This window comes from Streptococcus sp. SM5, from assembly GCF_027497975.1.
On the sequence record NZ_JAJNSC010000019.1, the window covers coordinates 19,219 to 34,326 of the forward strand.

The 15,108-nt window shown below is 43.1% G+C and carries 11 protein-coding genes; 3 read left to right on the top strand and 8 right to left on the bottom strand.

Annotated features, from left to right (window positions below):
- Nucleotides 1-148: 148 nt before the first annotated feature.
- Together rpoC and PAN07_RS13030 are read right to left on the bottom strand one after the other, a co-directional pair.
- A complete protein-coding gene (gene rpoC / locus PAN07_RS13025; RefSeq protein ID WP_269798074.1) occupies nucleotides 149-3,802 on the bottom strand; it encodes a DNA-directed RNA polymerase subunit beta' in 3,654 nt (1,217 codons plus the stop codon).
- A gap of 32 nt (nucleotides 3,803-3,834) precedes the next feature.
- On the bottom strand, nucleotides 3,835-7,425 hold the full coding sequence (locus PAN07_RS13030; RefSeq protein ID WP_269798075.1) for a DNA-directed RNA polymerase subunit beta: 3,591 nt from the start codon (nucleotides 7,423-7,425) through the stop codon (nucleotides 3,835-3,837).
- 531 nt (nucleotides 7,426-7,956) lie between these two features.
- Here PAN07_RS13030 and PAN07_RS13035 point away from each other — a divergent pair.
- Genes PAN07_RS13035 through PAN07_RS13045 form a run of 3 tightly spaced genes read left to right on the top strand, consistent with a single transcriptional unit; the run spans nucleotide 7,957 to nucleotide 10,224 of the window.
- On the top strand, nucleotides 7,957-8,262 hold the full coding sequence (locus PAN07_RS13035; protein ID WP_269798076.1) for a rhodanese-like domain-containing protein: 306 nt from the start codon (nucleotides 7,957-7,959) through the stop codon (nucleotides 8,260-8,262).
- A 20-nt stretch (nucleotides 8,263-8,282) separates the two neighbouring features.
- A complete protein-coding gene (locus PAN07_RS13040; RefSeq protein WP_269798077.1) occupies nucleotides 8,283-9,938 on the top strand; it encodes an FAD-dependent oxidoreductase in 1,656 nt (551 codons plus the stop codon).
- Nucleotides 9,928-10,224 carry a rhodanese-like domain-containing protein gene (locus PAN07_RS13045; RefSeq protein WP_269798078.1) on the top strand — a complete coding sequence of 99 codons (297 nt, stop codon included), beginning with the start codon at nucleotides 9,928-9,930 and terminating at the stop codon, nucleotides 10,222-10,224. The genes PAN07_RS13040 and PAN07_RS13045 overlap by 11 nt, the downstream gene beginning before the upstream one ends.
- Nucleotides 10,225-10,318: 94 nt before the next feature.
- On the opposite strand, the gene PAN07_RS13050 is transcribed toward PAN07_RS13045, so the two are convergent.
- The 6 genes from PAN07_RS13050 to adcR all read right to left on the bottom strand — a co-directional run bounded on the left by PAN07_RS13050 (nucleotide 10,319) and on the right by adcR (nucleotide 15,100).
- Nucleotides 10,319-10,576 (bottom strand): metal-sensitive transcriptional regulator, encoded by a 258-nt coding sequence (locus PAN07_RS13050; protein ID WP_250307948.1) that lies wholly within the window; start codon nucleotides 10,574-10,576, stop codon nucleotides 10,319-10,321.
- Nucleotides 10,577-10,644: 68 nt separating this feature from the next.
- Complete coding sequence (locus tag PAN07_RS13055; RefSeq protein ID WP_269798079.1) at nucleotides 10,645-11,514, bottom strand: VOC family protein; 870 nt, start codon at nucleotides 11,512-11,514, stop codon at nucleotides 10,645-10,647.
- 130 nt (nucleotides 11,515-11,644) lie between these two features.
- Nucleotides 11,645-13,147 carry a zinc ABC transporter substrate-binding protein AdcA gene (locus tag PAN07_RS13060; protein ID WP_269798080.1) on the bottom strand — a complete coding sequence of 501 codons (1,503 nt, stop codon included), beginning with the start codon at nucleotides 13,145-13,147 and terminating at the stop codon, nucleotides 11,645-11,647.
- Nucleotides 13,148-13,156: 9 nt separating this feature from the next.
- Nucleotides 13,157-13,963, bottom strand: a complete 807-nt coding sequence (locus PAN07_RS13065) for a metal ABC transporter permease (protein ID WP_269798081.1) — start codon at nucleotides 13,961-13,963, stop codon at nucleotides 13,157-13,159.
- Nucleotides 13,956-14,660, bottom strand: a complete 705-nt coding sequence (locus tag PAN07_RS13070) for a metal ABC transporter ATP-binding protein (RefSeq protein ID WP_269798082.1) — start codon at nucleotides 14,658-14,660, stop codon at nucleotides 13,956-13,958. Before PAN07_RS13070 ends, PAN07_RS13065 begins: the two co-directional genes overlap by 8 nt.
- Nucleotides 14,660-15,100, bottom strand: coding sequence for a zinc-dependent transcriptional regulator AdcR (gene adcR / locus PAN07_RS13075; RefSeq protein ID WP_269798083.1), 441 nt, complete (start codon nucleotides 15,098-15,100; stop codon nucleotides 14,660-14,662). The genes PAN07_RS13070 and adcR overlap by 1 nt, the downstream gene beginning before the upstream one ends.
- Nucleotides 15,101-15,108: the final 8 nt, after the last annotated feature.

Here is a 15,108-nt window from a genome sequence, read left to right on the forward strand (position 1 = left end):
GTATTGTGCTTAATATTTCAAAAAAGAATATATATACTTCGAAGCGTCAAAATATTGCTGTTTTTTGCATTTTTTGCGCAATTTTATGCAATACTTTTACCCGGAAAAAGAGGGTAAATTCCCTCTTTTTCATTTCAAGTAAAATATTCTATTCGTTTACTTCAACTTGCGCTTCTACAACAAGATTTGTTTCTTCATCTTCTTGAGACGGTTCAAGGTAAACTTCTTCATTGATAGCTTTTGGTTCAAGGTTACGGTAGCGAGCCATACCAGTACCTGCTGGGATGATCTTACCGATGATGACATTTTCCTTAAGTCCAAGGAGATGGTCCTTCTTACCACGGATAGCCGCGTCTGTAAGGACACGAGTTGTCTCCTGGAAGGAAGCAGCTGACAAGAAGCTGTTTGTTTCAAGTGAGGCTTTAGTGATTCCCATAAGAACTGGGCGACCAGTCGCTGGTACTCCACCTGAGATAAGGACATCCTTGTTGGCATCAGTAAAATCGTTAATATCCATAAGAGTACCCATGAGAAGATCTGTATCACCTGGATCCATGACACGAACTTTACGGATCATTTGACGGACCATTACCTCGATGTGTTTGTCACCAATTTCTACCCCTTGGCTACGGTAAACTTTTTGTACTTCACCAAGGAGGTATGTTTCTACTGACAAGACATCACGAACAGCAAGGAGACGTTTTGGTTGGATAGAACCTTCTGTTAGAGCCGCACCACGAGATACTTGATCACCAACTTCTACACGCATACGTGCTGTAAATGGTACCACGTATTCTCCTTCGCCAGTTTCACCCTTGACAAAGACTTTCTTAGTACGAGTTGAAGCATCTTCTTCGATAGCGGTAACTTGTCCTTTAACCTCTGTGATAACCGCTTCCCCTTTTGGATTGCGGGCTTCAAAAATTTCTTGTACACGAGGAAGACCTTGCGTGATATCGGTATTTGAGGCAACCCCACCCGTGTGGAAGGTACGCATTGTAAGCTGTGTACCAGGTTCACCGATAGATTGGGCAGCAATCGTTCCGACTGCTTCACCGACTTCAACCGCATCACCAGTCGCTAAGTTGATACCGTAACAGTGACGGCAGACACCATGACGAGTGTTACATGTAAAGGCTGAACGAATGGTTACTTCTTCAACACCAGCATTAACGATTTCGCGCGCCTTGTCTTCCGTAATCAATTCATTTGGACCAATGATAACTGCACCAGTTTCTGGGTGTTTAACAGTTTTCTTAGTGTAACGACCATTGAGACGTTCTTCAAGAGACTCAATCATCTCTTTACCTTCAGTAATAGAACGGATCAAGAGACCACGGTCAGTTCCACAGTCATCCTCACGGATGATAACGTCTTGGGCAACGTCAACCAAACGACGAGTCAAGTAACCTGAGTCGGCTGTCTTAAGGGCCGTATCGGTCATACCTTTACGAGCACCGTGAGTTGAGAAGAACATTTCGAGTACTGACAAACCTTCGCGGAAGTTTGAAAGGATTGGCAATTCCATGATGCGTCCATTCGGAGCAGCCATCAGACCACGCATACCGGCAAGCTGTGAGAAGTTTGAGATGTTACCACGGGCTCCAGAGTCCATCATCATAACGATTGGGTTCTTAGGATCTTGGTTGGCAACCAAACGTTTCTCCAATTTTTCACGGGCAGCACGCCATTCAGCTGTAACAGCATTGTAGCGTTCGTCGTCCGTAATCATACCACGGCGGAATTGTTTAGTGATTTGGTCCACACGTTTGTGTGATTCTTCGATGATTTCAGCCTTGTCTTCAACGACTGGAATATCGGCAATACCTACCGTTAAACCTGCTAGCGTTGAATGGTGGTAACCGAGATTCTTCATACGGTCAAGAAGAGCAGACGTTTCTGTTGTACGGAAACGTTTGAAGATTTCAGCGATGATATTACCAAGGTTTTTCTTCTTGAATGGTGGGTTGAGTTCAAGTTCATTAATAGCTTCCTTGATATTTCCACCTAGCGGCAAGAAGTATTTAGCAGGAACACCTTCTGTCAAGTTTGTGTTAGTTGGTTCTTGCAAGTATGGCAACCCTTCAGGCATGATATCATTGAAGAGGATTTTACCTACAGTTGTAAGCAAGATTTTGTGTTTTTGCTCTTCTGTCCAAGGTTTATTTAGGCTATCTGTTGCAATACCGACACGTGAGTGAAGGTGAACATAACCATTACGGTAAGCCATGACAGCTTCGTCACGGTCTTTGAAGACCATGCCTTCACCTTCACGACCAGCTTCTTCCATGGTCAAGTAGTAGTTACCCAAAACCATGTCCTGAGATGGAGTAACAACTGGTTTCCCATCTTTCGGGTTCAAGATGTGCTCTGCAGCAAGCATCAAGATACGAGCTTCTGCTTGGGCTTCTTCTGAAAGCGGTACGTGGATGGCCATTTGGTCACCGTCAAAGTCGGCATTGTAGGCTTCACAGACAAGTGGGTGCAAGCGAAGGGCTTTACCGTCAATCAAGACAGGTTCAAAGGCTTGGATACCCAAACGGTGAAGGGTAGGTGCGCGGTTCAAAAGTACTGGGTGTTCTTTGATAACTTCTTCGAGGATATCCCAGATACGTTCATCTCCACGTTCTACCAAGCGTTTAGCCGCTTTAACGTTTTGCACGATATCACGAGCTACGATTTCACGCATGACGAATGGTTTGAAGAGCTCGATCGCCATTTCACGTGGCACACCACATTGGTACATCTTAAGAGTTGGACCAACAGCGATTACAGAACGTCCTGAGAAGTCAACACGTTTACCGAGCAAGTTTTGACGGAAGCGTCCCTGTTTTCCTTTAAGCATGTGGCTCAATGATTTAAGTGGACGGCTACCTGGTCCTGTAATCGGACGACCACGACGACCATTGTCAATCAAAGCGTCAACCGCTTCTTGAAGCATACGCTTCTCATTTTGAACGATAATACCTGGTGCGTTCAACTCAAGCAAACGAGCCAAACGGTTGTTACGGTTGATAACACGGCGGTATAGGTCGTTCAAGTCAGATGAGGCAAAACGGCCACCATCCAACTGCAACATTGGACGAAGGTCCGGTGGAATAACCGGAAGGATGTTGAGAATCATCCATTCAGGTTTGTTGCCAGACTTGTGAAAAGCATCCAAAACATCCAAACGACGGATAGCTTTCACACGTTTTTGTCCAGTAGCTGTTTTCAACTCTTCTTTGAGTTCAGCAATTTCTTTTTCAAGGTCTACTTGCTTCAAGAGGTCTTGGATAGCTTCCGCACCCATTTTGGCAACGAATGATCCGTAACCAAACTCACGCAAGCGCTCACGGTATTCGCGCTCTGTCATGATAGACTTGTGCTCAAGTGGAGTGTCCTTAGGATCGATAACCACATAAGCTGCAAAGTAGATAACTTCCTCGAGAGCACGAGGACTCATGTCAAGGGTCAAGCCCATACGGCTTGGGATCCCCTTGAAATACCAGATGTGAGATACAGGAGCTTTCAATTCGATATGTCCCATACGTTCACGACGAACTTTAGTACGCGTTACTTCAACCCCACAACGGTCACAAACAATCCCTCTGTAACGAATGCGTTTGTACTTACCACAAGCACATTCCCAGTCTTTTGTAGGACCAAAGATGACTTCGTCAAATAGTCCTTCACGTTCTGGTTTCAACGTACGGTAATTGATTGTTTCAGGTTTTTTGACTTCTCCATAAGACCATGAACGGACTTTACTTGGAGAAGCTAGCGTGATTTGCATACTTTTAAAACGATTTACATCAACCACTATTTCTTCCCTTTCTATTATTAGTGAACTACTTATTCTTGTTCAGTAGCTTCCGCTTTTGCTTTTTCTTCTGCTTCAAAGGCTGCTTTCGCCTCTTGAGCTGCTTTTTCGCGGGCTTTTTCAAGGTCATCTACGTGGATGACATCTTCGTCCATTCCTTCATCAAGGTCACGAAGCTCCACTTCTTGATCGTCTTCGTCAAGGACACGCATGTCAAGACCAAGAGATTGCAATTCTTTTACAAGAACTCGGAATGATTCTGGAACACCTGGTTTTGGAATTGGTTTTCCTTTTGTAATAGCTTCATAAGCTTTCAAACGTCCGTTGATATCGTCAGACTTGTAAGTCAAGATTTCTTGAAGGACATTTGACGCACCATAAGCTTCAAGCGCCCAAACCTCCATCTCACCGAAACGTTGTCCACCAAACTGAGCTTTACCTCCGAGTGGTTGTTGCGTAACAGTTGAGTATGGTCCGACTGAACGTGCGTGCAATTTATCATCAACCATGTGGTGAAGTTTGATCATGTACATGACACCAACTGACACACGGTTATCAAATGGTTCACCAGTACGTCCATCGTATAGGATCGTCTTGGCATCGCTATCCATACCTGCTTCTTTAACAGTGTCCCAAAGATCTTCTGAACTTGCTCCGTCAAAGACTGGTGTTGCGATGTGAATACCAAGAGTACGAGCCGCCATACCAAGGTGAAGCTCCATAACCTGACCAATATTCATACGTGATGGCACCCCAAGTGGGTTCAACATGATATCGACTGGAGTTCCATCTGGAAGGTAAGGCATGTCTTCTACAGGAACGATACGAGAGACAACCCCTTTGTTTCCGTGACGTCCGGCCATCTTGTCTCCAACCTTGATCTTACGTTTTTGAGCGATGTAGACGCGAACCAGCATGTTGACACCAGATTGCAATTCATCACCGTTTGCACGTGTAAAGATTTTAACATCACGAACGACACCATCGGCACCGTGTGGTACGCGAAGAGAAGTATCACGGACTTCACGAGATTTATCACCGAAGATAGCGTGCAAGAGACGTTCTTCAGCAGAAAGGTCTTTTTCACCCTTAGGTGTTACTTTACCTACAAGGATATCCCCTTCTTTAACCTCAGCACCGATACGGATGATACCCATTTCGTCAAGGTCTTTAAGGGCATCTTCACCAACGTTTGGAATTTCACGAGTGATTTCTTCAGGCCCAAGCTTTGTATCGCGAGTTTCTGATTCGTATTCTTCGAGGTGAACAGATGTGTAGACATCGTCTTTCACCAAGCGTTCGCTCATGATAACGGCATCCTCGAAGTTGTAACCTTCCCATGTCATGTAGGCAACGATTGGGTTTTGTCCAAGCGCCATTTCACCTTTCTCCATAGAAGGTCCATCAGCGATAAAGTCACCTTTTTCGATGACATCGCCAACTCGAACAAGGGTACGTTGGTTATAAGCAGTACCTGAGTTTGAACGACGGAATTTTTGGATATGGTAAACATCCAATGAGCCATCTTCACGGCGAACTTCTACTTTGTCCGCATCCGCATAGGTAACCTTACCACCATGTTGTGCAATAACCGCAGCTCCTGAGTCATGGGCTGCTTGGTATTCCATACCAGTCCCAACGAAAGGCGCTTTAGGATCGATCAAAGGAACAGCCTGACGTTGCATGTTGGCACCCATGAGGGCACGGTTGGAGTCATCGTTTTCCAAGAAAGGAATACATGCTGTCGCAACGGCAACTACCTGTTTCGGAGAAACGTCCATATAGTCAACGCTTGATGCTGGATATTCTTGGTTAACCCCTTGGTGACGTCCCATGACAACTTTTTCAGCAAAAGTTCCATCTGCGTTCAATTTAGAGTTAGCCTGAGCTACTGTGTATTCATCTTCTTCATCGGCAGTCAACCAAACGATTTCGTTAGTTACTTTACCAGTTGCACGGTCAACCTTGCGGTATGGTGTTTGAATAAAGCCATACTTATTGAGGTGCCCATATGAAGACAGGTTGTTAATCAAACCGATGTTTGGTCCTTCAGGTGTCTCGATTGGACACATACGACCATAATGAGTGTAGTGCACGTCACGGACTTCATATCCGGCACGGTCACGTGTCAAACCACCAGGTCCCAAGGCAGACAAACGACGTTTGTGTGATAATTCTGACAGAGGGTTGTGTTGGTCCATGAACTGTGACAACTGTGATGAACCAAAGAATTCTTTGACTGCAGCTGTTACAGGGCGGATATTGATGATTTGTTGCGGCGTCAAGACTTCATTGTCCTGAACTGACATACGCTCACGAACATTACGTTCCATACGAGAAAGTCCTAATCGAACTTGGTTAGCAAGCAATTCACCAACAGCACGGATACGACGGTTTCCAAGGTGGTCAATGTCATCAACACGACCAATTCCTTCAGCCAAGTTAAGGAAGTAGCTCATCTCAGCCAGGATATCCGCAGGAGTGATGGTACGAACCTTGTCATCTGGATTTGCATTACCAATGATAGTTACAACACGGTCTGGATCAGTAGGCGCAACTACCTTGAATTTTTGAAGTACTACTGGTTCTGTCAATACCGCTGAATCATTTGGTGTGTATACAATCTTGTTCAAGTCGCCGTCCAAGTGACTTTCGATACTCTCGATAATATCACGAGTCATGATAGTCCCTTTTTCTACCAAGATTTCACCAGTTTCAGGGTCTACCAATGGTTCTGCAATAGTTTGGTTGAGTAGGCGTGTTTTAATATTAAGTTTCTTGTTAATCTTGTAGCGTCCAACGGCAGCCAAGTCATAACGACGTGGATCAAAGAAACGAGCTACAAGCAAGGTACGTGAACTCTCAGCTGTTTTTGGCTCACCTGGACGAAGGCGTTCGTAGATTTCTTTCAAGGCTTCATCAGTACGAGAGTCCATAGGATTCTTATGGATATCTTTTTCTACTGTATTGCGAACCAACTCGCTATCACCGAAGATATCAAAGATTTCATCATCACCTGAGAAACCAAGTGCACGAACCAAAGTCGTAAATGGGATTTTACGAGTACGGTCGATACGAGTGTAGGCAATGTCTTTTGAGTCGCTTTCAAGTTCCAACCAAGCTCCACGGTTAGGGATAACAGTTGAACCGTAACCAACTTTACCGTTTTTGTCTACTTTGTCGTTAAAGTAAACACCAGGAGAACGAACCAACTGTGATACAATGATACGCTCACCACCATTGATGATGAAGGTACCCATCTCAGTCATGATTGGGAAATCTCCAAAGAAGACTTCTTGAGTCTTGATTTCGCCAGTTTCTTTGTTAATCAAACGGAAAGTTACAAAGATTGGCGCAGAGTAGCTAGCATCATGGATACGTGCTTCCTCTAGCGTGTATTTTGGTTCTCTGATTTCGTAGCCAACAAACTCCAACTCCATAGTTTCTGTAAAGTTTGCAATTGGCAATACGTCTTCAAACACTTCCTTAAGACCATGATCTAGGAAATCTTTAAATGAATCTGTTTGAATTTCAATCAAATTTGGTAAGTCAAGAACTTCTTTGATTCTTGAAAAACTACGACGGGTACGATGTTTCCCGTATTGAACGTCATGTCCTGCCAAGATGATTCTCCTTTTAGTTAAAATTCCAAGCCTAATTATCTAGACCTTTGATTATCGTTAGATGGTTAACAAACCCCTATCACCTTATCCTTCTAGGTAATTTTCAGAATCTTTAAATCTCTGTTACAGATGGCAAAAATACTGAAAAAAAGCACAAAAAGAGCAGCTAAATCTGACTTTTGTAAGAAGATTTAACTGCTGTGAGCCTTGTCTGGACAATATTTCAGACAAAACCTACGACAAATGATTACTCATATTATACTTGATTTTCTCTGATTTTTCAAGGGATTTGCTTGTTTTTTCTTACTTTAGTATAGATGGTCTTCGTTTTCTGAAAAGGTAATTTTCTAGACAAGTAGTTGTTGAATAAACAAGACAGGTTCTATTCATTAACTTATCAACCAACTCTTTAGTTTGTAAGTTGGCATCTTGTATACTGAAAAAGAAACAATACTAATCAATTCAACTTACTTGACAAAAGCGTTGCTTAGTGGTTTAATATACCCCATAAGGGTATATTTGGAGGTGCCTATGTTTCACTTATTTACAAAAATTGATAGTATTTCTACCAGCGAATTAGAAGCTAAACTCAAGGAACCGATTCAGCTACTGGACGTTCGGACGCCTACGGAATTCTGTAGAGGTCATATCAAAAATGCCAAGAATGTTCCTCTATCGGAAATCGGATCTTACACACCTGCGACAAAAGAAACACTCTATGTCATTTGTCATTCTGGTGTCCGAAGTAAGATGGCTGCTAAAAAGCTCAAGAAAAAAGGCTATGATGTTATCAACGTCCGAGGCGGTATGATCGCTTGGAAAGGTAAGGTCATCTAAAAGTTCAAAGGAGAAAGCCAATGAAAATTATCATTATCGGAGGAGTTGCAGGCGGTATGTCAGCAGCAACCCGTCTCAGACGCCTCATGGAAGACGCTGAGATCATTATTTTTGAGAAAGGGCCCTTTGTTTCCTTTGCAAACTGCGGACTTCCTTACTATGTTTCAGGAGAAATTGCCAGTCGTGATAGTTTATTAGTTCAAACACCTGAAAGTCTCAAGGCACGGTTTAATCTTGATGTGCGACCATTTCACGAGGTTGTCCAAATTTCTCCAGAAAATCACACTGTCACTGTCCGACATGATGGACAGGAATTCACAGAAGGCTACGATAAGTTGATTCTCTCTCCAGGAGCTAAGCCATTTGTTCCTGCCATTGATGGCTTGGCAGAAGCTAAGAATGCCTACACGCTCCGCAATGTTCCTGATCTCGATGAAATTATGGCCGCCTTGGACAAGCATCCAAAGGAAGCTGTCGTCATCGGTGCAGGTTTTATAGGGCTTGAAATGGCTGAAAACCTGGCAAAACGTGGCTTGCATGTCACCATCGTCGAAAAAGCTCCTCATGTCTTGCCACCATTAGATCAAGAAATGGCAGCCTTTGTCCAAGCAGAATTGGTTAAAAACAGCGTTAGTGTTATCACTTCCCTATCTGCGACTCGATTTGAAGAACAAGGAAAAATCATCGTTCTCGAAAATGGTCAAAAGATTACTTCTGACCTCACCATCCTTTCTGTCGGTGTTGAACCTGAAAACGGTCTGGCCAAAGCTGTGGGGATTGAACTAGGAATTCGTGGCGGGATCCTGGTTGATGAAAACTACGAAACCAGTCATAAAGATATTTTTGCGGTTGGGGATGCCATCGTCGTTAAGCAAGAGATTACGGGCCAAGACGCTCTCATCTCACTAGCTTCTCCTGCCAATCGTCAAGGACGCCAAGTAGCGGACGTCATCGCAGGAATCAACCGTACTAACAAAGGCAGTATCGGTACTGCTATCGTTCGTGCTTTTGGTATATCCGCTGCTTCGACAGGTCTTAGCGAGCGCACTCTTCGTGACAATCAACTCCCATACAAGGCAATTCATGTCAGTGGGAAAGACCACGCTGGTTATTATCCAGGTGCTACTGATATGACCCTGAAGCTCCTCTTTGACCCAACCAGTGGCAAAATTTATGGCGCCCAAGGTGTTGGGAAGAAAGGTGTTGACAAGCGAATCGATATCCTGGCAACTGCTATCAAGGCAAATCTCACCGTCTTTGACTTGCCAGAGTTAGAGTTTTCCTATGCACCGCCATTTGGCTCTGCCAAGGATCCGGTCAATATGCTGGGTTACGCAGCCTTGAACCTCATCGAAGGTCTCAGTGACAATATCCAGTGGTACCAACTAGAAGATGAACTGACTAAGGGCAAAAAGTTCCTAGATGTACGAACAAGCAACGAGTTCCAAAGTGGTAAAATCAAGGTTAATACCATCCACATTCCATTGAATGAACTAAGAAATCGCTTGGATGAACTAGACAAGAACCAAGCCTACATCGTTAGCTGCCACAGTGGGTTGCGCAGCTATATCGCAGAGCGTATCCTCAAGCAAGCAGGATTTACCGTCCAAAACCTTGACGGCGCTTATTCACTATACAAAATGGCTAATCCAGAAGGAGTAGAATATGCTAACTAATATCAGCATGGCTGACTTTTATGAAAAATATCAAAATGAACATCTAGATCTTATCGACGTACGTGAAGTACATGAATTCCAAGCAGGACATGCACCAGGTGCCAAAAATCTTCCGTTAAGTACCTTGGAGCAAGGCTACAAAGAACTTAAATCTGATCAAGAGTACTATATCATCTGCCAAGGTGGTGGACGTTCCGCGACTGCCTGTCAATTTCTCAGAGCCCAAGGTCTGGCTGTCACCAATGTAGAAGGCGGCATGAACCACTGGCCTGGTGATGTTGAGTAAATAAAATTCAAAAAGAGCAATTGGTCTACTTTCAATAAGACCAATTGCTCTTTTAATCATTTGTTCACTATTTAAGAGAAACGTATGTTTTTTATTACTTACGTTTAATCAAGTATTTAACCGCCTTTTCCAAGCGTTCCTTCTGTGCTTGAGGATCCTCTAAAGGGTCGTTAATACAAGATGTTAAATTCTCCGTTATCATCAGTTCAATAATACGATCAACACTGGATCGAACTGCCGTTAATTGAGTAATGATATCGACACAATCACGCTCTTCCTCCATCATCTTTTGGATACCCCGCAATTGACCTTCTGAGCGTTTGAGGCGTGTAATGTACTTTGATTTTGTCATCTCTTTATCCTTAACGATTTTTCTACATTATATCTCTAATAAAGGGCTTTGTCAAAGGTATCACTTTTTTAGTAGTCAAAGCCTTCTAGTCCCACTCTCACATGAGTAACAATCCCATCTTTATCTGTAATGGAGAACTCTGAAGAGGAAATCCACTGAGTTCTCGCCTTGTCAGTTTGAGATTTTGAAAATAGTCTCAACAGTTCTTCTTTATTCTCAACTTCAACCACATAGTAGGCTAGTCCTGGCATTCCTTGCTCACGAGGAGCTAAGTTTTTACCTCCCCATTCATTGACAGCCAAATGATGATGATAGTCACCTGATGCTATCCAACTGGCATGTGGAATCGTGAATTTATCCTCAAGACCAAGAGACTCTTGGTAGAAAGAGCTCGATTCTAGACTATTTTTAACAGATAGATGAACATGGCCCATACGAGTCCCACTTGCGATTGCAAAAGGCTCGATTTCTTTTCCTAGTTGGTAGATATCTTGAGCAGAGAGTTCTTCTGTCACACCAATAATACGGCCATCCTCACGAATGTCCCACTCGGTCACAGGCTTGTCTCTATAGAGTTCAATGCCATTACCCTCCAAATCTTCTAGATAGATAGCTTCACTATAGCCATGATCAGCTCCACCAACTAATGGAATCTTTAAGTCTAACAAGTGTTTAAAAAGATTTGCCAAATCTTCACGAGTCGGCAAAAGAAGGGCCATATGATAAAGACCATAACTTTGCTTAGGATTGCTAATGTCATCTGTCTTAATTAGCTGAACTAGCGGTTTCCCACCGGCACCTAAAAGAACTTGATTTTCCGATTGATTCAAAATCTCCAACCCAAGCAACTGATGATAAAATGCTGTCTGACTTTCTAAGTCCTTGACATTTAAAGCTACTTCAGCCAAATAAATCTGACTATTATATTGGTAAACCATAGAAAACCTCTCTTAATTGTAACTATTTTTATTACATCTATTGTACTCCCTTCTCAGCCAATGTCAATCCAGATGCTCAACGTTGATAAAACAAGAAAAATCCTCCCCATGTAGGAAGGATTGTTTGGATTTAATGAGCCAACATTTCTTGAGCAATCTCTTGACCTGATAAGCCATCTGGATAGTAGGTTGGCCAGTTGTCCATCTCTTCAAAGAGGGCTTCTTGGCTAGCGCCTCCAAAGAAGATATGGAAATGTTCTGCCTTGACCGGAGCGATATTGTGGTCGCTAAACTGAACATACTTAAATTGTCCAGCATCCGCATCAGTCGCTTCAAAGAGGAAGCGTACTCCACGATTCCCTTTCTTATAAGTCAAGATTTTCTTGCCGACATACTTGTAAGTATATTTTTTACTTTGGCCACCTTGGATGAATTCCATAGTGTTATCCGTGATGTTAATCTTGGTCACATCTGTTTGGTAACCCTTTTGATAGTAGGCCTTATATTCATCCTTGGTCATCTTACCAGTCAATTTAGCCTTGTAGTCAAAGACTTGGTCAAGAGTCCCATCCTCAAGGAAAGGATAGACAGACTGCCAGTTACCAGCATAATCACTCAGGGTACGGTCCTTAACATCGGCATCCTCAAAGTAGCCATTATGAACTGTTTTAGTTTCCTCTGCTTTTTCCGGTTCAATTTCTGCTCCTGCCTGATCAGTTGTCTGCTTGAGGGCCTTGAGGTTTTTCTCCATGACAGAGATGTAATTCTCACCGGCTTTCATGTCCTCTTCTGTCAAGCTTTCAAGAGGATTAAGGACATCTAACTTGACACCTGTTTCTTTTGAGAGGGTATTGGCTAGGACTTGTGAGGCATTTTCTTCAAAGTAGATATAAGAGATTTTGTTTTTCTTGATGTACTCGGTCAATTCTGCCAAACGGCTTGCTGAAGGCTCCGCATCTGGTGAAAGACCTGAGATAGAGACTTGATTGAGTCCGTAATCTAAGGCTAGGTAACGGAAGGCTGCGTGTTGAGTCACAAAACTCTTTTGTTTTGCACTAGAAAGTCCTTCAGTATAAGCCTTATCCAAGGCTTGCAGTTTTTCGATATAGGCTGCTGCATTTTGCTCAAAAGTCCCCTTCTTATCTGGATAGTCAGCTGAAAGACTGTCACGGATATGTTCTACAAGTTTGATCGCACGCGCAGGAGATAACCATACATGAGGGTCATACTCGTGATGATGACCTTCTTCACTATGGTCATGGTCTTCCTCTTCTTCACTTCCTGGAAGGAGTAGCATATCTCCAGTAGCCTTGATTGTTTTTACTTTTTTCGCATCTAAGGAATCTAACAATTTGGGAACCCAAGTTTCCATATTTTCATTCTCATAAACAAAGGCATCTGCGTCTTGGATTTTAGCGACTGCCTTAGCCGATGGTTCATAGTCATGTGGCTCTGTTCCAGCTCCGATTAAGAGTTCGACATTGGCTGTGTCTCCTGCTACTTGCTTGGTAAATTCGTAGACAGGATAGAAAGTTGTAACGATATTTAATTTCCCGTCTGCTTGTTTTTGATTAGAGCAAGCGACTAAGAATAGTGTCACAAGACTTGCCAAAAGTAGGCCTAGTTTTTTCATGTACTTCTCCTATTTTATAAAACGTTTGAGTAAGCTGACTAACAAAAAGACAACTACAAAGATAATGGTAATACTTGCACTCGGTGGTGTCTCTGCATAATAGGAAATATAAAGTCCCGCAACCATGCCTAGAAAACCGATGGCACTCGCAAGAATCATCACTGAACTAAAGTTCTTCCCTAAACGCAAAGCGATACTAGCTGGCAAAACCATGATAGTTGATACCAAAAGTGCCCCTGCAGCTGGAATCATAAGAGCAATAGCCACACCAGTTACCATGTTAAAGAGAATAGACATGGTACGCACTGGAAGTCCATCGACAAAAGCTGTGTCCTCGTCAAAGGTCAGGATATACATGGGTCTTAAAAAGAGGAAGGTTAAGACCAAAACAACTGCCGCAATGACAAAGAGCCCAATTACCTGCTCTTGACTAATAGTCACGATAGAACCAAAGAGGTATTGGTCCAAACTCATCGAGCTAGAGCTCTTACCCTTACTCATAACAATAAGTGAAACCGCAAGACCTGTTGACATGAGGATAGCTGTTCCAATCTCCATAAAGCTTTTATAAACCGTACGTAGGTATTCAAGGAAGACCGCTGCAATCAAGACAATCACAATGGTTGAGATGGTCGGAGAGATCCCCAAAACCAAACCAAAGGCAACACCCGAAAGCGAGACGTGGCTGAGAGTATCACTCATAAGACTCTGACGACGCAAGATGAGGAAGGTCCCAAGAACTGGTGAAAAGAGACTCATGGCAATAACTGCCAAAAAGGCTCGCTGCATAAAATCATAAGACAATAGATTAAGCATGCTCCACCTCCTGATCACTTTCATGGACATTGAAGCAACGCCATGGCGAATCTTGGTCTCGAACCAGGTGAATATTACGATCTGCGTAGTCCTTAACTTCTTCAGGATCGTGAGTAATCATCAAAACAGCCTTACCATGATGGTGGGCACTATGATGCATGAGCTCATAAAATTCATTCTTGGTTCCCGCATCCATCCCTGTCGTTGGCTCATCCAAGATAAAGATATCCGGATCTGAAGCAAACATACGTGCAATAACCGCCCTTTGCTTTTGTCCGCCAGAGAGAGAGCCAATGCGCTTATCCCGATGTTCCCACATACCGACAGAGTTCAAACTCGCCTTGATGTGCTCTTCATCGTGAGCATTTAAACGACGGAACCAACCTTTTCTTGGGTAACGTCCTGATTTGACAAATTCATAAACAGTACTAGGAAAGCCTGCATTAAAACTTGCAATCTGTTGAGGAAGATAGGCGATTCTTAGCTTTTTCCCATGAATATTTGTTTTTGAGATGGTAACCTTTCCAAATCTTGGTTGCAAAATACCCAGACTAGCCTTGATTAGCGTTGTCTTGGCTGCTCCATTTTCTCCAGTAAGGGTGACAAATTCCCCGCTATCAACACTGTAATTGATATGCTCAAGCACAGGTTCCTTGTCATAATAGAAGGACAAATCCTCTACTGTGATGTATCTCATTACTTGATTTCTCCTACTAAAGCAGTTAAAAACCGCTGGATAATTTTTTGCTCCTCAGCTGAGAATTGACTGGCAACTTGCTCATAAGTCGAGAGGGTGTGCTCATGATGATGATGGTGCTCTTTAGCAATCGGTCTAGCTAGATCTGTCAACTGATAGAAAATGACACGAGCATCCTTGGGATCCTTAGATGTCTCCAACATCCCCTCTTTAATCAAAGATTTGATAGCCTTGGTAACAGCAGCCTGACTAACATTCAGACGTCGTGCTAACTCCGAATTGGTCAATGATTCCTCTGATAAAAGCATAAGAATATGCTCCTGGGTATTAGTCAGAGCCACTTCGCTGGTGCAATGACCAATCAAAATTTCGTGCTGGTTTTCAGCTTTCAGGATAACCTCATTTAAAAAACGATCAATATCTTTTGCTAATTGTCTCATGAACTTCT